Source organism: Variovorax sp. ISS6 (assembly GCF_056523145.1).
The window spans coordinates 1,232,392-1,253,014 of the sequence record NZ_JAWRZC010000002.1 but is presented as its reverse complement, the minus strand read 5'-3'; the positions used below and the strand labels follow the sequence as shown (position 1 = coordinate 1,253,014).

General features: G+C 64.2%; 21 protein-coding genes. 12 read left to right on the top strand and 9 right to left on the bottom strand.

The genetic code is table 11. The features are described from left to right. Window positions 1–20: 20 nt before the first annotated feature. The 7 genes from AC1HIL_RS37510 to AC1HIL_RS37480 all read right to left on the bottom strand — a co-directional run bounded on the left by AC1HIL_RS37510 (window position 21) and on the right by AC1HIL_RS37480 (window position 6,781). The gene (locus AC1HIL_RS37510) at window positions 21–734 is read right to left on the bottom strand and encodes a ThuA domain-containing protein (RefSeq protein ID WP_261206556.1); all 714 of its coding nucleotides are present in this window, start codon (window positions 732–734) and stop codon (window positions 21–23) included. A gap of 3 nt (window positions 735–737) precedes the next feature. Next, window positions 738–1,091 carry an NIPSNAP family protein gene (locus AC1HIL_RS37505; protein ID WP_209542299.1) on the bottom strand — a complete coding sequence of 118 codons (354 nt, stop codon included), beginning with the start codon at window positions 1,089–1,091 and terminating at the stop codon, window positions 738–740. Window position 1,092: 1 nt separating this feature from the next. Next, entirely contained in the window at window positions 1,093–1,839 is a 747-nt protein-coding gene (locus tag AC1HIL_RS37500; protein WP_203206425.1) for an SDR family oxidoreductase, read from the bottom strand. A 10-nt stretch (window positions 1,840–1,849) separates the two neighbouring features. Further along, window positions 1,850–2,779 carry a 3,5-dioxohexanoate:acetyl-CoA acetone transferase gene (gene kce / locus AC1HIL_RS37495; RefSeq protein ID WP_203206424.1) on the bottom strand — a complete coding sequence of 310 codons (930 nt, stop codon included), beginning with the start codon at window positions 2,777–2,779 and terminating at the stop codon, window positions 1,850–1,852. Between the two features lie 25 nt (window positions 2,780–2,804). After that, a complete protein-coding gene (locus AC1HIL_RS37490) occupies window positions 2,805–4,562 on the bottom strand; it encodes a CocE/NonD family hydrolase (RefSeq protein WP_261206564.1) in 1,758 nt (585 codons plus the stop codon). Between the two features lie 176 nt (window positions 4,563–4,738). After that, window positions 4,739–5,707 carry a Bug family tripartite tricarboxylate transporter substrate binding protein gene (locus AC1HIL_RS37485; protein ID WP_203206422.1) on the bottom strand — a complete coding sequence of 323 codons (969 nt, stop codon included), beginning with the start codon at window positions 5,705–5,707 and terminating at the stop codon, window positions 4,739–4,741. A 108-nt stretch (window positions 5,708–5,815) separates the two neighbouring features. Continuing rightward, complete coding sequence (locus tag AC1HIL_RS37480; protein WP_203206421.1) at window positions 5,816–6,781, bottom strand: LysR family transcriptional regulator; 966 nt, start codon at window positions 6,779–6,781, stop codon at window positions 5,816–5,818. A gap of 636 nt (window positions 6,782–7,417) precedes the next feature. On the opposite strand from AC1HIL_RS37480, the gene AC1HIL_RS37475 reads away from it, so the two are divergent. The 3 genes from AC1HIL_RS37475 (at window position 7,418) to AC1HIL_RS37465 (ending at window position 9,190) form a co-directional block, all read left to right on the top strand. Continuing rightward, the gene (locus AC1HIL_RS37475) at window positions 7,418–8,623 is read left to right on the top strand and encodes a beta-ketoacyl-[acyl-carrier-protein] synthase family protein (RefSeq protein WP_413764896.1); all 1,206 of its coding nucleotides are present in this window, start codon (window positions 7,418–7,420) and stop codon (window positions 8,621–8,623) included. A gap of 61 nt (window positions 8,624–8,684) precedes the next feature. Continuing rightward, window positions 8,685–8,849 carry a hypothetical protein gene (locus tag AC1HIL_RS37470; RefSeq protein WP_203206419.1) on the top strand — a complete coding sequence of 55 codons (165 nt, stop codon included), beginning with the start codon at window positions 8,685–8,687 and terminating at the stop codon, window positions 8,847–8,849. Between the two features lie 71 nt (window positions 8,850–8,920). Beyond that, entirely contained in the window at window positions 8,921–9,190 is a 270-nt protein-coding gene (locus AC1HIL_RS37465; protein WP_203206418.1) for a type II toxin-antitoxin system Phd/YefM family antitoxin, read from the top strand. 303 nt (window positions 9,191–9,493) lie between these two features. On the opposite strand, the gene AC1HIL_RS37460 is transcribed toward AC1HIL_RS37465, so the two are convergent. Continuing rightward, window positions 9,494–10,243, bottom strand: coding sequence for a glucose 1-dehydrogenase (locus AC1HIL_RS37460; RefSeq protein ID WP_261215279.1), 750 nt, complete (start codon window positions 10,241–10,243; stop codon window positions 9,494–9,496). A 101-nt stretch (window positions 10,244–10,344) separates the two neighbouring features. Here AC1HIL_RS37460 and AC1HIL_RS37455 point away from each other — a divergent pair, with 101 nt between their 5' ends. Next, complete coding sequence (locus AC1HIL_RS37455) at window positions 10,345–10,953, top strand: TetR/AcrR family transcriptional regulator (RefSeq protein WP_203206416.1); 609 nt, start codon at window positions 10,345–10,347, stop codon at window positions 10,951–10,953. Window positions 10,954–12,328: 1,375 nt separating this feature from the next. Here AC1HIL_RS37455 and AC1HIL_RS37450 read toward each other — a convergent pair. Continuing rightward, window positions 12,329–13,204: a helix-turn-helix domain-containing protein gene (locus AC1HIL_RS37450; protein WP_203206415.1), complete on the bottom strand. Its 876-nt coding sequence runs from the start codon at window positions 13,202–13,204 to the stop codon at window positions 12,329–12,331. A gap of 207 nt (window positions 13,205–13,411) precedes the next feature. Here AC1HIL_RS37450 and AC1HIL_RS37445 point away from each other — a divergent pair, with 207 nt between their 5' ends. The 8 genes from AC1HIL_RS37445 to AC1HIL_RS37410 all read left to right on the top strand — a co-directional run bounded on the left by AC1HIL_RS37445 (window position 13,412) and on the right by AC1HIL_RS37410 (window position 20,618). After that, window positions 13,412–14,482: a cyclase family protein gene (locus tag AC1HIL_RS37445; RefSeq protein ID WP_296742506.1), complete on the top strand. Its 1,071-nt coding sequence runs from the start codon at window positions 13,412–13,414 to the stop codon at window positions 14,480–14,482. Between the two features lie 6 nt (window positions 14,483–14,488). Then, window positions 14,489–15,172, top strand: coding sequence for an amino acid ABC transporter permease (locus tag AC1HIL_RS37440; RefSeq protein ID WP_057595192.1), 684 nt, complete (start codon window positions 14,489–14,491; stop codon window positions 15,170–15,172). A 9-nt stretch (window positions 15,173–15,181) separates the two neighbouring features. Next, the gene (locus AC1HIL_RS37435; protein ID WP_479668647.1) at window positions 15,182–15,850 is read left to right on the top strand and encodes an amino acid ABC transporter permease; all 669 of its coding nucleotides are present in this window, start codon (window positions 15,182–15,184) and stop codon (window positions 15,848–15,850) included. A 3-nt stretch (window positions 15,851–15,853) separates the two neighbouring features. Further along, window positions 15,854–16,591: an amino acid ABC transporter ATP-binding protein gene (locus AC1HIL_RS37430; protein ID WP_057595189.1), complete on the top strand. Its 738-nt coding sequence runs from the start codon at window positions 15,854–15,856 to the stop codon at window positions 16,589–16,591. Window positions 16,592–16,644: 53 nt separating this feature from the next. After that, window positions 16,645–17,430 (top strand): transporter substrate-binding domain-containing protein, encoded by a 786-nt coding sequence (locus tag AC1HIL_RS37425; RefSeq protein ID WP_479668648.1) that lies wholly within the window; start codon window positions 16,645–16,647, stop codon window positions 17,428–17,430. Beyond that, window positions 17,427–17,759, top strand: a complete 333-nt coding sequence (locus tag AC1HIL_RS37420) for an NIPSNAP family protein (RefSeq protein WP_057595187.1) — start codon at window positions 17,427–17,429, stop codon at window positions 17,757–17,759. The genes AC1HIL_RS37425 and AC1HIL_RS37420 overlap by 4 nt, the downstream gene beginning before the upstream one ends. A gap of 10 nt (window positions 17,760–17,769) precedes the next feature. Continuing rightward, window positions 17,770–19,338, top strand: coding sequence for a UxaA family hydrolase (locus AC1HIL_RS37415; protein ID WP_057595185.1), 1,569 nt, complete (start codon window positions 17,770–17,772; stop codon window positions 19,336–19,338). A 68-nt stretch (window positions 19,339–19,406) separates the two neighbouring features. Continuing rightward, a complete protein-coding gene (locus AC1HIL_RS37410; RefSeq protein ID WP_479668649.1) occupies window positions 19,407–20,618 on the top strand; it encodes a fumarylacetoacetate hydrolase family protein in 1,212 nt (403 codons plus the stop codon). The last annotated feature ends 5 nt before the right edge of the window (window positions 20,619–20,623 follow it).

The following is a 20,623-nucleotide window of genomic DNA, read 5'->3' as shown; positions in this document are numbered from 1 at the left end:
GCACGAGCGGCGGGGTGTGATCAGAACGGGCGCCGCTGTGCCGCCCATTCGACGCCACGCTTCACCAGCTCTTGGAACATCGGCAGGTCCCAGGGGCCCCGATGGTCGAGCTGATCGGGCAGGTGCGGGAAAGGCTTGTCATAGGGCCGGTTGGCGTGGCCGAGCGCGAGATAGAGTACGCCGCCATCGCCGACTGCCCGGCGGTAGAGGATCGGGCGATCGGCCTCCTCGAAATGAATGCCGCCGAACGCTTCACCGCCCCAGTTCGCGTGGAGCAACACGTCGAGGTCTCTGGTGACATCCTCGATGCAATACAGCTCGTCGGACACGTCGAAATCGCGGATGCCTTGTAGCAGCGGCTCTTCCTGCCGCGTCACTTTGACCGGGAAGGTCATGTACTTCGGGTGTGAGATGAAGCGTGTGCCGAGGATGCTCGGCATCGCCTGATTGCCCGCGACCGAATTGGTCGCATGCAACGCGAACCAGCGCCCGCCTCGATCGAGGAAGCGCCGGATCGCTGCACTCGCTTTTTCACTCACCGGTACCTGCGACGTGTAGCTGACGAGCAGGTCAACTCCGAGGAGGTCGGCCGACTCCTCATAGTCGTTGTAGCAATCGGTGCGAATGCCGTGAGCGTCGTAGAGAGCCTGGGCGAGCCGCAGCCGCGCGAAATCAAAATCGTGGTTACGGTGGGGACTGCCGCACACCAGTGCGGCGACAAGCGGGCGCGGCATCGCTTAACCGACGTCCCGCGAATGCCGCATCTCGTCCTTCATCGGCGCAGCCTCGCCGAAAGCTGCCGGCATCAGCAGCCTGCTCTCCTGACGGACGAAGAGAGGAGCGACCTGTGCGACGTACGCTTGCCACGCAGGAAGCGCGGCGAGCGCGCCACGCCGGCGCACACGGTCCTCGAACGAACTGAACCCCCAAATGAAGATCACCTGGTTCAGGTCACCGACCTCGGTCATGTAGCACCCGGCCAAGTGCCCAAGGACTTCACACTGAAGCGACTTGCCCTTCTCTGCGTAGATGCTGAGGTAGTCCTTCAGGCGGGACGGCAGCACCTGGTAGGTCCGCATCTCGAAGAGCATCTTATCTTCCGCCCGTGATATCGATGACAGCACCATGGACGTACGATGAGCGTTCCGACGCCAGCCAAAGCACAGCCTCAGCGACTTCGTCCACCGTGCCCGGGCGTTGCATCGGAATCGTAGGCGCAATGCTTTCGATGAGTTTTGCGCCTCCGAACTCATCGTGCATTTCGGTGACGATCACACCCGGTCGAAGGCTGTTGACCCGAACGCCCTGCGGCCCGAGCTCCTTGGCCAGCGCGATGGTCATGCCGTCCAACGCGGCTTTGGTGGACGCATAGTGAGCAAGTTCGGGCATACCGCCGTGCCGTGCCGCAGCCGATGAGATGTTCACGATCGATCCGCCTTCGCCTCCGCTGGTGCGGCTCATGCGCCTGACCGCTTCGCGGGAGCAGAAGAAGGCGGAAAACACGTTCGTCTCGAAGATCCGCTGCAGCCTGTCCTCGTCGATTGCATCGATAGCGCACCGGCTGCCGGAGATGCCGGCGTTGTTCACCAGCACGGAGACGCTGCCCAATGTCTGATCGACTTCGGCGAAAAGCTTCGCGGCTCCGGCACTGGTCGACACATCCGCACAGACCGCAGCGGCCCTGCCTCCTTGGCGCGCAATATTTCGGACGAGCGCTTCCGCGCCATCACGATCACTGCGGTAGTTCACCGCAACCCCGTACCCCTCTTTCGCCCCGAGGAGCGCAATCGCGGCACCGATACCCCGGCTGGAACCGGTCACAACAAGCACTTTCGACACATTCGTTCCTTCAGAAGTTGACACCTGCAGCGCCCTTGAGGTGCAGGCGCTCGCGGGCCTCCTCGGCAGACGCGATCTCCAGCCCCAATCCTTCGATCAGCTTTCTCACGGCCCGGACCTGATCCACATTCGACTCAGCCAGCTTGCCGGGGCCAAGCCAGATCGAGTCCTCCAGGCCGACGCGCACATTTGCGCCCATCGTTGCCGCCTGCGCCGCCACTCGCATCTGCGCGGCGCCTGCTCCGATCACTGACCAGTGGTACTGATCGCCGAACAGCCGGTCGGCTGTCCGCTTCATGTGCATCACATCCTCCGGGTGCGTCCCCGCCCCTCCCAGAATGCCGAGGACAGATTGAATGAAGAGAGGGGCCTTCAACATTCCACGGTCCAGAAAATGTCGAAGGTTGTACAGGTGCGCGGTGTCGTAGCACTCAAACTCGAAACGCGTGCCCGCCTCGGACCCCACCCCCAGGATGTGCTCGATATCTTTGAAGGTGTTCCTGAACACGAGGTCGCGGGTGCTCTCCAGGAACGGAGCCTCCCAATCGAACCTGAAGTTGCTGAAGCGCTCCAGCATGGGATACATGCCGAAGTTCATCGACCCCATGTTCAGCGAGGCGACTTCCGGCTTGAACTCGATCACAGGCCGAATGCGCTCGCTTACAGCCATGCCGGGCGCACCGCCCGTGGTGATGTTGATCACCGCGTCGCATCGCTCCTTGATCTGCGGCAAGAACTTGCCGAATGCTTCCGGCGACTGGTCCGGCCGCCCCGTAACGGGGTCTCGCGCGTGCAAGTGGATGATGGCGGCGCCAGCCTCGGCAGCGCCCACGGCTGCATCCGCGATTTGTTGGGGGGTGATCGGCAGGTGCGGCGTCATTGTGGGCGTATGCACGCCGCCTGTCACCGCGCAGCTGATGATTACTCGCTGTTGCTTCACAAAAGTAGTCTCCAGGACAGATGAATCACGCCCGCGTCGGGATCACGGGCAGAAGGACAGATGACGGGTGCGACGGGCCGGTGTGGATCGTTACCTTCCCCCCGAAAACTGACCGCGGACGGTCCCGCTCGTTGTCATGAACGAACGCTCCACAGCCTCGCATTTCGTGTGCGGGGTGCAACGCCATCACGGGTGGGCCCGCGTACTCGAAGTCCTTGCCACGGATGCTCAGCGCCAATCGGTAGCCCGGGGGGACGACGATGCTGGTCGGCCAGATCTCCACGTCGACTGGATAAACTTCGCCGGGCACGAGTGGAAGGATCTCGTCGTGCGCATGCCAGGGGCGCCAGGGTTTGGAACGATCCGCGTCCAGCTTCCGGTGCGACGCACGCAGCCACCCTTGCGCGATCGGCGTGTTAGGGTCGTTGGCGCCCTGGAAGGTGACCTCCTTCATGTCGGGCGTGAACAGGCGAACGGTGAGAAAGAGATCCGCGTCGGTGGTCTCGGAAGAAATGTAGAGGCGAGCTGCCAAGGGGCCCGTTACCTCGAGTTCACTGGTCGAGGGCGGCAGCATGAATACCAAGCCCGGCCCAAGGGCCTCGTAGGTGACGGAAGCGTTGTCCACCGGGACGGAGCTGCCAAGGGCCGCCTGCCCCGGCTCCAGGTAATACGGGGTCCATCGCGTGTCCGGAATGGGCCATGCCTGCTCCTTCCGAGCGACGAACCGGTCCACGTGCCGGATGTTCAGATTCACCGGAGGTTCGGCGTCCCAGCCGTTGTCAGCTCCTTTTAGGAAGTGATCAAAGAACCTCTTTTGCAGAGCGACCGAACTGGCGATGTAGAACGAAGACCAGTGATCGCCGCCATGCAGCTCGAGCCACTTCTGCTTCGAGCTCGCTTGCGTGAACCCTTCGATATTGCCTCGCAGATGCAGGCCGAGCCCTCCCCAATTGCCCGCCGAGAGGAGCGGTACGTCAACGCAGTCCCATCGTCCCGACCGCGCCTCGAAATACGAGTCCGGGAGGGGTCGGCTCGTCAGCTCGTGCTCAAGGTCCACTCGGTTAGAGCGAAGAGTCTCGTCATCCAGTGTCTCCGGACCCGCAACCAGCTCACTTGTCACGCGACTGCGCGGCCCGCGGTCACCGGCGCCGTGCTGGACGTTCACGACCTGCGGTCCGTACCAGGACTTCCACAACGCCGTGCAAGGGATGCCACCGTGGCGCACTGCGTCCCGATAGATGTCGGCTGCACCTTCCCAGACACAGATCGCCGACAGCGACGGAGGACGGCGCGATGCAGTGAACCACTGGTTCACGCCGTAGTAGGAGATCCCGTTCATGCCGACCTTGCCGCTGCTCCATGGCTGTGCTGCAGCCCAAGCAATCGACTCGCAAATGTCGCTGATCTCTCGCTCTGACCAGGGATCCAACAATCCGGGGGAGCGACCGGCGCCGCGGCTGTCGATGCGGATGCACACATAACCATCGCACACCCATTTCTCGGGGTCGACCGTCTCCCAGTTCTGGTACCGGCCACTGGATCCCTCTGCCACATCGGGGTGGCTGCGGACCATGCCCTCCCAAGCAGCCGGATAGCCCTCCTGGAAGGCCAGTCCTTTGCCGTAGGGTCCATAGCTCAGCAGTACGGGATAGCGCCCTTCCTCCACCGGACGAAAAACATCGGCACGCAGAACCGTTCCATCATCCATCGTGATGGGGACGTCCCAGTCCACAACGATGGCGTCGATGATCGCGGCAGCTTCAGTCTCTTTCATTGGGTTCATTGCGTCGTCCTTTTTTGTCTTTCCATGCCGGCAAGAATAGGAATTGCATGCCCGCTCGGGAAATACTGTCGTGGCATGGCTGGCATGCCCTGGACAGTGGCGTGTATGCGATGGGCGGAAAGGCAAAAAAAAGCGGGCGACCAAAAGGTCGCCCGCTGTATTCGGACTCGAAACTCTCAAGTCTGGATGTTCAACGACCTGATGAGCGGCCGCCACTGCGCCTCGTCTGCCGCAACCTGACGCGCAAATTCCTGGGGCGTGCTCGGAGTCGGCTCTATCCCCCTCGCAAGCAACTTTGAACGCACGTCCGCGTCGCGCAGATAGTCGCTCGCGCATAGCGCCCATTGATCCAGCACCGAGCGAGGCGTCCCTTTCGGCGCAAACAACCCGAGCCACACCCCGAGTACCAATTTGAGTCCGGTCTCAGTGAGTGTCGGGACATCAGGCAACTGTGACAGGCGCTTGCTGGTTGCCACCGCCAGCGGACGAACCCTTCCAGCGTCGATGAGGCCGCCGGCTGACGCCACACTGTCCGCGAGAAAGTCGATTTCTCCGGCAACCAGCGCCTGCAAGGCCTGCGGTGTTCCCTTGTACGCGACAGGCGTCGCCTTCGCGCCAACGGTCCGCAGGTAGAGCTCGCCGATCAGGTGCGACATCGAGCCGGGCCCGATCGTGCCGTAGTTCAACTTGCCTGGATTTGCCTTGAGCGCTTCGGCAAGCTCCTGCGCCGTGTGGTACTTGGAATTGGCCGGCACAACCAGGAGCCCGTCGATCCGCCCGATTCCCGTGAGCGGCTCAAAGTCGGTTGTCCCGCTATAGGGGGACTTCATGGTGACGGCGGGTCCCGTCACGATCGATGTCGTCGAGCCGTACAGCAGCGTGTAGCCGTCCGGTGCAGCTCGCTGGGCGAGCTGCGTGCCGATAATGCCGCTTGCGCCGGGGCGATAGTCCATGACGAGCGGCTGACCAGTCGCCTTCTGCATCGAGATGCCGATCTCTCGCGCTTCCGCATCCCCCGGCGATCCAGGGGGAAAGGGGAAAATGAGCGTTACCGGACGGTGCGGATAGCCGTTGCCGCCCTGCGCGCGCAGTTGGGTTCCCAGCATCGACGCCAGCGACCCGGCGATCATGTTTCGCCTGTTCATACGACTGTCTCCTCTAGTAGTAATTAGACTGGAGAAGAGGTTAGCAACGAGGCAATGGCGGCGGAAATGCTTTCTCGGCATGGCGACCATGCCGATCCCGGTGTAACGTCAAGGCAGGCGAGCAACGTCCGTCCCTGACGGGATGAACCCCTTCAGTCTGGCAAGTGGCCAGCGACCGCCTGATATCTGCTCATGGGCGACTTGCCGCAGCATGAGTTGCATGCGCTGGCCCGCAACGGACAAACCTTGTTCGCGGCCTTTTATCAGAAGCCAGGAGATCATCACGTCCTTGATGGGTGCCATGGAGATGGCACCACGCTCAAGCAGGTCGCTCCCGGAGCACACCGGCAGGGTCGTGAACCCCAAGCCCGATTCCACCGCCCTCAACACCAGTTGCCGAGTGTTGACCTCCATCGCAATGTTGAGGCGCAAATTCCGTTCGGCCATCGCGCTTTCCACGATCATGCGTCCCACATTCGGGCGGCTCATCGCAACCATTGGCCGATCGACAAGATCTTCCAGGGCCAACGGCTTGTCCATGGAAAGACCTGATTCGGCTGGGCCGATCAGACACATTGGCTCTTCGATGAAAGGGAAGGCCTCAAGACTGGCGAGGGGTTCCCCGGAGGCGACCACTGCCAGGTCGGCCCTGCCCTGTGCGACCATTGACCAGGCGTCGAGGACTCCGCTTGATCCTTCGAATACCCTCAGCAAGACGTTAGGAAAACTGGTCCTGAATCGCTGTACGACCGGAAACGCGAGCAACTCCGACATGGACGGAGGCAGCGCGATCGTGAGCTCACCGCTGGCGTCACCGGACCGATCTCGGACCTCGGAGCGGACCCGATCGAAATGGCGCAGCAGTTCGACGGCACTTCCGCGAAGACATTCCCCAGCCTCCGTAAGCGTGATACCACGTTCGGAACGGTGTAGCAGCGTCGCATCGAGGTCTTCTTCGAGCGAGCGCATCTGACGCGACAGCGCCGGCTGGGCGATGTGCAAGACCTCCGCAGCGCGCGTCACGCTGCCGAGTTCGGCGATTTGGAGAAAGTAGCGCAGTTGCCTAACGTTCATGGCTTCACAAGAGCCGTGCGTCGGTGGTACCGAGGGGCGGCATTGCGCGCTGGCGGCGCAACCTAAGACGGGGGCCGACTGCAGTTTACTCTGCAACAGCTGCAGCGTGCCCAGACCGTCCCCCCGTCAATCAAAGGTTCTGACTGGCGAAGCCATCGGCCGGGGCGCTGGCCAGGAATGCGCGAGCGATGGTGAGCTTTTGGGACCATCACAATTGTCCGCCGCGTGCGCGAGCTTCGAAGAGCGCTCCGATCCTTTCTGAGTCGGCGCACCCGGGGAACAGGCTGCCCCCTCCTCCCCCCTCCTCGCCCGTACCTGAGTCTCAGGAACAAGTCTCGCCGTACGCGCGGTTCAGCCCGCGGATGCGACCGTCGCGAAGCTCCTCGCAAGCTCCGGCATGTTCGTCGCCGTCTTTGACCTCGCTCCGATCGCATGTCGCAACCTGCTCGCGCGCCGATGCCCACGGCGCTGACGGCGGCTACTTCGCGGTGCGCCACGATGACGGCTCTTCGGGAGACGACACCCATAGCCCACCACTGACAGGAGTCCTCACCCTCAATTGTTAAGCTTTGCATATCGTCGACAAGTCTCGGAAGAAGTGCGACCCACGATCTCTTGCCCCGCCCAGCCAGCGCCATGCCCGCCCGCATTCCCCCCCTCCAGATCAGCGCCTACACGGCCACCTCGGCCGTCGGCGTCGGCAAGGAGCCGCTTGCCGAAGCGCTCGAACATTCGCGCAGCGGCCTGCGCGCCAACGACTTCGGCCCCGCGCCGCTGCCGACCTGGATCGGCCGCGTCGACGGCCTCGAAGAGCTCCGCCTGCCCGACGCCCTCGCGCACTGGGACTGCCGCAACAACCGGCTGGCCTGGCTCGGCCTGCAAGCCGACGGCTTCCTCGAGGCCGTGGCCGAGGCGCGCGGGCGCCATGGCGCGGCGCGCATCGCGCTGATCCTCGGCACCTCGACCTCGAGCATCGGTGAGGCCGAGCTTGCTTATACCCAACTCGACGCCAGCGGCGCCTTTCCGACCGCACAGCGACGCCCCAAGGTGCACACGCCGCATTCGCTCGCGATGTTCGTGCAGGAGGTGCTGGGCCTCGAGGGGCCGAGCGAGACCATCTCCACCGCCTGCTCCTCGAGCGCCAAGGTGTTCGCCTCGGCCGAGCGGCTGATCCGCCTGGGCCTGGTCGACGCGGCCGTGGTCGGCGGCGTCGACACGCTGTGCGGCAGCGTGCTGTTCGGCTTCAACTCGCTCGAGCTGGTGTCCGGCGGACCGTGCCGGCCCTTCGATCCGGAGCGCGACGGCATCAGCCTGGGCGAGGCCGCGGGCTTCGCGCTGCTCGAGCGCGCCGACGCGGCTTCCGCCACAGGATTGCAGCTGCTGGGCTACGGCGAGGCCAGCGACGCGCACCACATGTCGACGCCGCACCCCGAGGGCCTGGGCGCCGAGCGCGCGCTCGACGAGGCGCTGGCGCGCGCCGGCCTCGCGCCCGAGGCGATCGACTACATCAACATGCACGGCACCGCGAGCCAGAAGAACGACGAGGTCGAGGGCGCGCTGGTGGCGCGCCGCTTCCCGGCGCGCACGCATGCGAGCTCGACCAAGGGCTTCACGGGCCACACGCTGGGCGCCGCGGGCATCGTCGAGGCGGTGATCAGCCTGCTGGCGATCGAGCGCGGCCTGATGCCGGGCACGGTCAACTCGGCCGCGCTCGACCCGGGCTTCGGCCCGCAGATCCGGCTCGCGCCGGCGCACGGCGAGGTGCGCTACGCGCTCTCCAACTCCTTCGGCTTCGGCGGCAACAACTGCGCACTGGTGTTCGGTAAGGCGGCGCAGGCATGAGCACCGCCCCAGGCCGCCCCAAGCAAGCTCGGACCGCGGTGCGAAGCACGAAGGTACTTCCATGAGCACCACGCCGACGATCTACATCGAGGGCTTGGCCTTCTGGAGCCTCACCCGCTCGGCTGGGAGGCCGCGAGCGGCCTACCGCGGCGAGGGCGTGCTCGCCAGTCCGCCGACGCTGGTGCTCGAGGGGGAGACCACGGCGATCCACGGCTCTGGCTACTAAGCAGACGCTTGCACCTCGGCAATTCATGACATACGCCAGCTAAACTGTATTTAGCCAATTTGGGAATGTTCATGCTCAATGTCACCTCGGCCGAAGCACAAAATCGCTTCGGGCAACTGCTGGGCTCTGCTCAACGCGAGCCCGTCGCCATCACCCAACGCGGCCGTCCCGCGGCTTACATCATTTCTCCTCAAGAGATAAATGAATTGCAGGAAGCTCCCCGTGCACGCGGCGAGGAACGGATCCAGCAACAGCGCCATTGGGCCGATGCATGCGCTGACGGCTGGAACGCCGTACAGGCCCAGTGGGGCTCTTTCGCAGACGAACACTCGCCCCTCTGAGGCATGGCGCAGTTCGATCTGCATCGAAACAGCGGCGAACAACAGCGCGCCATCCCCTATGTCTTGGGAAACTACAGATAGGTGTCCACAAGGCCCACCTAGAGCGTTCGCGTGACTCTCAGGGCACCTCGATCAATCGACCGGAGGCCGCGCCCTGCGTCTAGCGCACACCGAACAGACGTGGCGCTCGCAATCAGCGCGAAGCATGGGTACGCCGATCCTGGCGTTCGACACCGTCGGCAAGGACTTGTTCCCGTGACCTAGCGCTGCGCAGCTTGTAGGAAGTCTTCGTCGGAAAGAGTCTCAAACAGCGATCGAGCCGCCATCCACGAAGAGTTCAATGCCGGCAATGTAGCTGCTCTCATTTGATGCAAGGAACAGCACGGCGCGCGCGATCTCGTCTGGCTGACCCAGGCGACCGAGAGGCACGACCTGCTTCAGCATGTCTTCGACGCCCGGTCGCGAATCAAGGTAGCTACGCATCAGGCTGGTCTCAGTGCCGCCCGGCGATACCACGTTGACGCGGATTCCGCGCTCCTTCAGGTCGGCCGTCCAGGTTCGCGCGAACGAACGCACTGCCGCCTTGCTCGCGTTGTAGAGCGTTTGGTCGGGAAAGCCTTTACTGCCGGCGACCGAGCCGTTCAGGATGACTGCGGCGCCAGCGGTCATCAGTGGCAATGCCTTCTGCACGGTAAAAAGCACGCCGCGTACATTCAAGTCGAATAGGCGGTCAAAGCCGGCTTCGTCAATCGTGCCCAGCGGGCGCGGCTCGCCCTCGGCGATGCCAGCGTTGGCAAACACAACATCCAGCTTGCCGCTCTCGCGCTGAATGCGCTCGTAGAGGCGATCGAGGTCGGTGAGGTTCGCGGCATCTCCCTGTACGCCGATAGCACCGTTGCCAATTTCCCGGACGGCGTCGTTGAGTCGCTCCTGTCTGCGTCCGGTGACGTAGACCCGCGCGCCCTCTGCGGCGAAGAGCTTGGCAGTTGCCAGTCCAATGCCTTCGCTGCCACCGGTAATCGCTACAACTTTGTCTACAAATCGCTTGCCCATGCGTACCTCATCTCTAAAGTGGAGTGTTCCTCCACTTATTATATGGAGGAACCATCCACTTTTGAAGCGGAGCTATCATCCACTTGTAACCAAGACCGGATATGAAAGAAAGTCCTGCCACCGATGAGGCGCCACTACGCGCCGATGCAGCGCGCAATCGGGAGCGTATCCTTGCAGCTGCCGAAGAGGTGTTTCTCGAGCGTGGTGCTGATGCCTCGCTCGACGATGTTGCCAAGCGTGCGAAGGTGGGGATCGGGACGCTTTATCGCCGCTTCCCGACGCGCGAGGCCCTGCTTGCCGCACTAAGCGATGAGCGCCTGTTGTCGCTCGCAGCGGCGAGTCGAGCCGCAGACCCTGCGCCCGAACCCACAGCCTCCATACGCGCTTTCGTTCGAGCGCTCGTGATGCATGCCAGCCACTATCACGGACTAGCTGCATCGCTGGGCGCGGTACTTAAAAGCGGCACTCCCGGCTGCAAAGCGGGGAGCGATGAGGGTCTGCGGCTGCTCCAGCGTGCGCAAGAAGCGGGAGCGATTCGCGAGGATCTGTCCCTGGACGATCTGTTGTGCATGGTCACGGCGATCTCTCTTGCTGTCGAGCAGTCCCACAGCGGAAAAGCGCGTATCGCGCACTTGGTAGATCTGTTCTTTGACGGAATTGGGTTGCACCGAGCTGACGATCAACTGCTCCCCGAAAAAGTCGCGAACTAACCGATCCAGTCCTGGACGTGCTCAAAATGGTGAGCACAACCAAATCTTCACGCTGGCGGTAATTCCGGGCGGGCGTTGATTTCGATCGAGTTGGTCGAGTGGCGCTCTAGAAACAATCCCATTGAATCTCGACGGCGCATCATTGCGCCAGCAACTTCTTTTGCCGCGGCTCTTGTATCAGCCAGTCAGCTTCCTTGAATCAACATCCATCGCATGTTCACTTCCTCGTCGTGCAAGGTATGTAGCGGATAAATCTCGAGCCTGCATCCGAGCGCGCGTCTGAGGTGCCCCGTCGGCGCCGAACTCCGCACAGCAACCAGACCATCGCACCAATCGCATCAGCGGAAACGAAGTTGCCCGAGGTCGACCCCAGCCGAGGACATTCCGCGTGAAGGCTTGGCTCAAAGGTTCGAGAGCGATGCCGAGGCATTTTGAGGTGCCGCAGACGGTGAGTACTGCAAGCATGTCTGACGCCCGTAACTCCCGCAGGACCGAACCCTCGACAAAAGACGTGGTGACGTCTGGCCACTCCTTTTCATCGCAAAAGGTACATCATTACATCGACGAAAGTCGCCCTGCGCGGCGCATACAAGAAAAACTACGTGCGGATGCTCGTCCTCAAGCGCAGCTGTTCTGCCGCCCGGTGGAAGCTCCCTTGCTCCTGCACTGCGACAAATGCCCTCAGTACGAAATACTCGGCTTCTCGCATGGCGGGTCCCGCTGATGTGCGGCTGAGCATATCTGAGCGGAGATGAACCACGATCCTTGTGCCCCTTGAAGCCGCTGCCAAGGATATCGTGTCGTAGTTCCCTGGCCCAAGCTGCCCGAAGTACTTGCAGGCCTTACAGCAAGGCTTACAGAGAAGGCATCCAGGGCAACGGCGCCAAAGCCGCGGGATCGATGCCGCACGTCGATCACCGCCGCAAGCCCGCTGCACGACGCCTCGTCCAGCGCGTCCGGCGGATCGCGGTGGCGGTCGACTGGCAGACCCAGGCATCCGAAGTTGCGGGCGATCTCCGCAAAGTCCCGCTGGATGAATTTGGTAGCAGTCCTGCATCCGCTCGCCATCGATCTGCGCCTTGCGCAAGCTCGTGAGTCCTTGCGCGAGGCAACCGTTGTTGTTGCCGACCATGATCGTGTTCAAGGCGCGCGATTTGCTCCTCGAATCGGGGGACGATGCCGAAGGCCTTGGGGTCGAGCGCCCCCTCGAGAGAGCTCTCGGCAAGCCGGCCGACGTCGACCGCGCAGATGGCTGGTGGGCTTCGGCCGGTTCCTGGAGAGCAGGCCGGCAGCTTTCTTCAAAGAGCGCTAGATGACGTCACGCGATGTGGCAAATGGGATTGCCACAGGCTCGCTGGAAGGACGTTCGCCACGCTCAATCGAGCAGTTCTTCCAACAGCCTGGCGCCATCGGTCCCACGCTTGCAACGGCTCCATAGCCGATCGAACAGCTGCACGTGCAGGTCGACAGCCTCCTTCGCGGAAGTGATCATCGCCACGCCCACGTCCAGGTTCGGCAATTCGCCGATCCGAAAGGGACTCGTGCCGAGAACCACCGCATCGGATTGGTAGAACAGCTGGAATGCCACGTTCGGCACCACGTTTTCAACCAGGCCGATCTGGATGCCCAGCGGTTCCGTGCGCATCAGCCTGGCCAGGTGTTCCACCTGGCGCTGAGCTGCCTGCCTGCGCTTCGCGACCGTGGCAGCCGGCAGTCCAAGGCGCCCGACCAAACCTAGGGTCAGCAGTCGCCGCAGCTCCTCGAGCGAATAGAGACAGGTGATCGACGGCGAGTGCTCGCGGGCCTGGATCCGACGCTGCCCGAGGGTCTCCAGCAGCGCGGTCCCGCGGTCGCTTCGGGCACCAGCGCGCACGCGGCTGACGGGCGCTTCCGCCTCCTCGATCATGAGTGCAAGGTACTCGTCGTACTCCTCGGTGGTCAACAGGTATGACAGCGGACTGAAGAGCGCGACGATGTGACTCGCATTCTTCTCGAGCTGCTGCATGCGTGCCTGGTAGCTCGCGGCGTTCGCGTGGTACTCGGCCCCCGCCCCGAGCAGCGAGGCCAGACTGGTACCGAGGATGGAGGCGATGTTCTGGATCACGTCGATCTTGACGATCTCCCCTTGCTCGATGCGATAGAGCGCGGCACGCGACACCCCCAGTCGCGCAGCGAGCTCGTCTGCGTTGTAACCAGCACCAAGTCGGTAGGCACGCACCCGCGCGCCGATGTCGGCCAAGTCAAAGGCCATACGGCTGCCTCGTTGTTTCAAAAATTAGACATCTGCTCATTATCGACCGTGTCGCTCCCCAGTGCGCGGCGCCTCTGCATCCAGGGGCGGGAGCCACGGCTGACACGCGACTGCCTAGGGATAGCCCTATGTGAGTCCAAAAGGTTTAGAACCAATAATTGGATATTGTCTCAAAATTTAGTCACTCTTGCAGCGGCATCCCCTCTCATGATCGAACACACGACGCCAGCCTCGCCGCGCTGGCGACAACGCCCACCCGGCTCCAACTGGGGCGACTTCGGCCCCGACGACCAGGCGGGCCGGATGAATCTGCTGACGCCGAGCAAGGTCCTCGAGGGCCTGGCGGAGGTGCGCGATGGGCGCACCTTCTGCCTGAGCCTGCCGCTCGATTTCCCCGGCGGCAACGTGCTCAACGAGAAGCGCCGGCCCCCGATCCTGCGTCCCACGCTGCGCAATGGCCGGCCGAACATGAACTACAAGATGTTCACGGAGCTGCTCAACCTGACCGACGTGCTCTGCGACGACCTGGCCGTGCTTTACCTGCAGTACTCCACGCAGTGGGATTCGCTGGCGCATGTCGGCCAGATGTTCGACGCGAACGGAGACGGGGTGCCGGTGCCTGTCTTTTACAACGGCTACCGTGCGCACATCGACATGATCGGCCCGGAAGACCCCGCGGATGCGGGGCCGCCGATCGCGGGCGTGACGCACTCCACTTCGCATGCCAAGGCGCTGGGCATCGAGAACATGGCCGAGCGCTGCGTGCAGGGCCGCGCGGTGATGATCGACCTGCGCGCGCACCTGGGCGACGACCGCGTGAACGTCGGATACGACACCCTCATGCGCATCCTGGATGCCGACCGCGTCGAGGTGGAGAGCGGCGACATGGTGTGCCTGCACACCGGTTACGCGCAGCGCCTGCTCGACATGAACCGGCAGCCGGATGCCACGGTTCTGGACCGCAGTTGCGCGGTGCTGGATGGGCGCGACGAGCGCCTGCTGCAATGGATCACGGACTCGGGCCTGTCCGCCCTGATCGCGGACAACTACGCGGTCGAAGCCCAACCCGCGCGCGCCTTCGACGGATGCTGCGCGGCACTGCCGCTGCACGAGCATTGCCTGTTCAAGCTGGGCGTGCACCTGGGCGAGCTGTGGCACCTCACGCCGTTGGCCGAATGGCTGCGCGCGCGCGGGCGCAACCGCTTTCTGCTGACAGCGCCTCCCTTGCGGCTTCCCGGCGCGGTCGGCTCCCCGGCCACACCGGTCGCCACGGTCTGACGGCCCATGAACTACAAGTTCGACTTCAGCAGCGTCGCGGCATTCTGGCCGGACTTCCTGCACGGCGCCTGGCTCACGATCCAGCTCTCGTTCGCGGCCACGCTGCTAGGCTTCGTGCTCGGCTCGCTGTGCGCGATCGGCCGCCGCAGCCAGCTCGCGTGGCTGCGGCGCACCTGCGGCATCTATGTGGAAGTGATCCGCAACACGCCGCTGCTGGTGCAGGTCTTCCTCTTCTACTTCGGCTTCGCGAGCCTCGGGCTGACGATGCATGCCGCGGTCGCATCGCTGCTGGTCCTCGTGATCAACGTCGGCTCCTACACCACCGAGATCATGCGCGCCGGTTTCGAGTCGGTGCATCCGGGCCAGATCGAGGCCGCCGAATGCCTCGGCCTTTCGCGCATCCAGACCTACTGGTACGTGGTGCTCCAGCCGGCCATGGAGCGCGTCTACCCGGCCCTGACCAGCCAGTTCATCCTGCTCATGCTGGCCACCTCGATCATGTCGCAGATCTCGGCCGAGGAACTCACCGCCGTCGCGAACCGCGTGCAGTCGATGACCTTTCGCGCCTTCGAGACCTACCTCGTGGTCGCCTGCTGCTATCTCCTGCTGTCGCTCGCGATGCGTGCCGGGTTCTGGCTCCTGGGCCTCCTCATCTTCCCTCGTCGACGCAGGCTCGGCACCGCGATTTGAGTCGACCCGATGAACAACGAATTCAACACCAACCACCTGCTCTTCCTGCTCCACGGCGCAGCCTGGACGCTCGGCCTGTCGGCCACCGGCTTCGTGGGCGGCGGTCTGCTCGGGTTCCTCGTGGCCCTGGGCCGCATCGCGCCCAGCCGGCCGTGCCGCGGACTCGTGGGCATCTACGTGCAACTGATCCAGGGAACGCCGCTGCTGATCCTGATGTTCCTGGCGTACTTCGGCCTCGGCATCATGGGCTTCGACGTTCCACCGCTCGCGGCCGCCGGCCTGGCGATGACGATCTACACCAGCGCCTACCTCGGGGAGATCTGGCGCGGGGCGCTGCAGTCCGTGCCCCGGACGCAGTGGGAAGCCGCCGAGTGCCTGTCCTTCAGTGCCTCGCAGCGCCTGTTCCTGATCATCGTGCCCCAAGCCCTGCGCATCGCCACGCCGCCAACGGTCGGCTTTCTCGTGCAGATCGTGAAGAACACCTCGCTGGCTTCGGTGGTGGGTTTCATCGAGCTCGCGCGGGCCGGCCAGGTCATCAACAACGCCCTGTTCGAACCCTTCCTGGTGTTCTCGATCATGGCGCTTCTGTACTTCGCGCTGTGCTACCCGCTCTCGCTGTGGGCACACGCGCTCGAAACGCGTCTGCGCGTCGGTCGACGCGCCTCTCCTGGAACCTGAGACATGAACGACAACACAGCACTGGTTCGACTGGACCAGGTTCGGAAAAGCTTCGGCACGGCGAGAGTGCTCGATGGCGTGTCCTTCGACGTGCACCGCGGCCAGGTCGTGGCCATCATCGGCCGCAGCGGCTCCGGCAAGAGCACGGCGCTGCGCTGCATCGACCGCCTCGAGACCATCGATGGCGGCGAGATCACCGTGTGCGGCCAGTCGCTGAGCAGCGCCTCGCTGGACCTGCGCCGCCTGCGCCGCGAGGTTGGCATCGTCTTCCAGAGCTACAACCTCTTTCCGCACCTCACGGTGGCCCAGAACGTCTCGCTCGCACTCAGGAAGGTGCGCGGCAAGTCCGCCGCCGAAGCCACCGGCATCACCGATCGCGTGCTGCGCCAGGTCGGCATGCACGACAAGCTGCAGGCCTATCCCGAACAGCTTTCGGGCGGGCAGCAGCAGCGCGTGGCCATCGCCCGGTCCCTGGCGATGGAACCGCAGCTGATGCTCTTCGACGAGGTGACCTCCGCACTGGATCCGCAATTGACGGGCGAGGTGCTGCAGGTCATGGAATCGCTCGCCAGGGGCGGAATGACCATGATCCTCGTGACCCATGAGATGGCATTTGCCGCCAAGGTGGCGGACAAGATCGTCTTCATGCATGCCGGACGGGTGCATGAGATGGGCGGCGCGGACATCCTGGCCGCACCCCGCACACCGGAGCTCGCGCAATTCGTCGGCAACGGACTCTGACCTGCACCGTCCCTCTTTCTTCCCCATCCACATCCACATCAGGAGACATGACCATGATCAAGCCAACCCTCGGGCGCATCGCGCTGGCTTTCTCGCTGCTGGCCGCCGCGGGCGCAGCACAGGCCGACCTGCTCGACAACATCAAGCAGGCCAGGAAGCTACGCGTCGCCATCGAGCTGGCGCTGCCGCCCTACGGCATGACCAACGACAAGATGCAACCCTACGGCTCCGATGTGGAGACCGCGCAGCTCCTGGCGAAGGACCTCGGCGTCGAACTGGAGATCGTTCCGGCCACCGGTCCCACACGCATCCCGTTCCTGCAGACCAACAAGGCGGACCTCGCGATCGCGACGCTGTCGATCAGTCCCGATCGCCAGAAGGTGATCGACTTCTCCGTGCCGTACTCGGTCGTGCAGATCGTGGTCGCCGCGCCCAAGTCGATGAACATCAAGGGCTATGGCGACCTCGTCGGCAAGAAGATCGCCATCACCCGCGGCAACGTGCAGGAGATGGAACTCGTGCAGAAGGCCGTGGGCGCGCAGATCGTGCGCTACGACGATGACGCGACGCTGGTGACCGCTGGCGTGAGCGGGCAGGCGCCGATCGTCTCCACTGCGACCACCCTGCTGCAGGCGATCCAGACCAAGGCGCCCGGCAGGGAACTCGAAACCAAGTTCGTCGTGAAGGAGTTCAACCTGGGCATCGGCATGCGCAAGGAAGAACCAAAGCTCCTGGCGTGGATCAACGACTGGGTCAAGGCCAACCGCGCCAATGGCAAGCTCAACGATATCTTCAAGAAGTATCACCACAGCGAACTGCCGCCGCTGCCCGCGCAATGAGCGCCGTTCACGAACTGCGCATCTACCACTGCGCCCAGGGCCGCCTCGCGGCACTGCACCGACGCTTCGAGGAAGCCACGCTCCCGCTGTGGCGCCGCCACGGCATCGAGGCGGTAGGTTTCTGGACCACCGAGGTCGGCTCGAGCAACCAGGCGCTGACGTTCATGATCCGCTGGGACAGCCTGGCCGCGCGCGAACGCATCTGGAGCGCGTTCTCCAACGATCCGGAATGGCTGGACGCGCGGGAGCGCTTCGAGTCCGAAGGGCCCATCGTCGCGCGGATCGAGAACCAATTGCTCGTTCCCACGCGCTACTCGCCGCTGCAGTGAGGACCAGCGAATGAATGATCGCCATGGCCTCGCGCCGACTGCCTCGTTCTCGGCCGCGCCGCGCGTGATACGACTGCATCCCGAAGACAACGTGGTGGTCGCACTCGACCAGCTGCTGTCGGGCACGCTCGTGCGCGGCGAGAACGTGGTCGTCTCCGGACTGGTTCCACCCGGCCACAAGATGGCAACCCGCGAAATCGCCGTGGGCGAGGTCGTGCGCCGCTATGGCCAGATCATCGGCTTCGCCAGCGTGGCGATCCGCGCGGGCCAGCATGTGCATACGCACAACGTGACGATGGGCGAGTTCAGCCGCGACTACGCGCACGCGGCCGAGACCCGGGCCACCCCGGCCGCCTCGCAGCCAGCCACGTTCCAGGGGATCGTGCGCAAGGACGGGCGCGTCGGCACCCGCAACTACATCGGCATCCTGACGACGGTCAATTGCTCCGCCACCGTTGCGCGGGCCATCGCCGACCGATTTCGCCGCGACATTCATCCGGATGCCCTGGGCGCCTACCCCGACATCGACGGCGTCGTGGCGCTGACCCATGACGCGGGGTGCGCCATCGATGCGAAGGGTGAAGGCCTGCGGATCCTGCAACGCACGTTGGGAGGCTATGCCTGCCACCCTAACTTCGCCGCGGTGGTCGTCGTCGGACTGGGCTGCGAGACCAATCAGATCTCCGGGCTGCTGGCCAGCCAGGGATTGACGCACGACGATCGCGTGCACAGCTACACCATCCAGGACGTGGGCGGGACCACGAACGCCGTCGAGCGCGGCGTGGATCTGGTGCGCAGCCTCTTGCCGGCGGCCAACGCCGTGCAGCGGCAGAGCGTTCCCGCGAGCCATCTGGTGGTGGGCTTGCAGTGCGGCGGCTCCGACGGTTATTCCGGCATCTCGGCCAACCCGGTGCTGGGTGCCGCCGTGGACCTGCTGGTACGGCACGGCGGCACGGCGATCCTGTCGGAGACGCCGGAGATCTACGGAGCCGAGCACCTGCTCACGCGACGCGCGCGCGCGCCGGACATCGGCCGCAAGCTGGTGGCGCGCATCCAGTGGTGGGAAGAATTCTGCGCCCGCAACGGCGCGGAGATGAACAACAACCCGTCCGCGGGCAACAAGGCCGGCGGGCTCACCACGGTCCTCGAGAAATCGATGGGTGGCATCGCCAAGGGCGGAACGACCTCACTCAACGAGGTCTACGAATATGCGCAGCCGGTCGCCGCCAAAGGGCTGGTCTTCATGGACACCCCGGGCTACGACCCCGTGTCGGCCACCGGGCAGGTCGCCGGCGGAGCGAACCTGATCTGCTTCACCACCGGCCGCGGCTCGGCCTACGGTTGCGCGCCATCGCCGTCGATCAAGCTCGCTACCAACACCGCCCTGTGGGAACGGCAGGCCGACGACATGGACTTGAACTGCGGAACCGTGCTGTCCGGCGAGCGCTCGATCGCCGAGCTCGGCGAGGAACTGTTTCGCATGATGCTGTCGGTTGCCTCCGGTGAGCGCTCGCGCAGCGAGCAGCACGGCTATGGGCAGAACGAATTCGTGCCCTGGCAGATCAGCGTGGTCACCTAGCCGCCGGCTGCATTCCCTTCTTCAGCCATCTTTCTCGAATTTTCCGAATACCGATCGAATGGAACGGCATGACGCTTGATCCTGTTTCCTCCCCGTCCCTGAAACTTGCCGCCTCCGCGGTGCTGCCGGACGACGGCTACGCAGGCACCCTGGTCGGACGCGCCTGGCTGACCGGCGAGGTGCCCGGTCCCGCGGTGGTCGCGATCCGCGCTGACGGGGTCTATGACCTGTCGAGAGCCTTCCCGACGATGTCCACCTTGCTCGATGCCGACGACCCGGCACGGCGGGTGCGCGAGACCGCCGGATCGCGCATAGGAAGCCTCGAGGAACTGCTGTCGAACAGCGTCCACCCTGGATGCGACATGCGCCGCCCCTACCTTCTGACGCCATGCGACCTGCAGGTCATCAAGGCCGCGGGCGTGACATTCGCGGCCAGCCTGATCGAGCGCGTGATCGAGGAGCAGGCCGGGGGCGATCCATCGCGCGCGGAAGAGGCCCGCGCGCAGGTGCGCGAGACCGTGGGCGACGACCTGTCGCTCATCAAGCCCGGCTCCGAGCAGGCCATGGCGCTCAAGCGCCTGCTGCAGGAACGTGGCGTGTGGTCGCAATACCTCGAGGTCGGCATCGGCCCGGACGCCGAGGTGTTCACCAAGGCGCCGGTACTGTCCGCCGTCGGCACGGGCCAGGAGATCGGCATCCGCAGCGACTCGGCCTGGAACAACCCGGAGCCTGAAGTCGTGCTGGCGATCAGCAGCGAGGGGGCGATCGTTGGCGCCACGCTCGGAAACGACGTCAACCTGCGCGACATCGAAGGCCGCAGCGCCCTCCTGCTGGGCAAAGCCAAGGACAACAACGCCTCGTGCGCGATCGGCCCGTTCATCCGGCTCTTCGACGCCTCCTTCGGGCTGGATGCCGTTCGCGGCGAAACGGTGCATCTGACCGTGCGAGGGCCCGAGGGTTTCGAGCTGGCGGGCATCAGCTCGATGTCGCAGATCAGCCGGGATCCGCTGGACCTGGTGGCGCAGACCATGGCGGCTCACCAGTATCCCGATGGCTTCATGCTTTTTCTCGGCACCTTGTTCGCACCCATTCAGGATCGCTCGCAGCCGGGCAGCGGCTTCACCCACCTTGTCGGCGACGTGGTGAGCATTCGCAGCGCGCGACTGGGCGAATTGCGCAATCGCGTCGCTCACAGCGAGGACGCGGCGCCATGGCGGTTCGGCCTGCGCGCCTTCATCGCCAACCTCGCGCGCCGCGGACTGCTCGCCCACGACCTCTGAAGAAA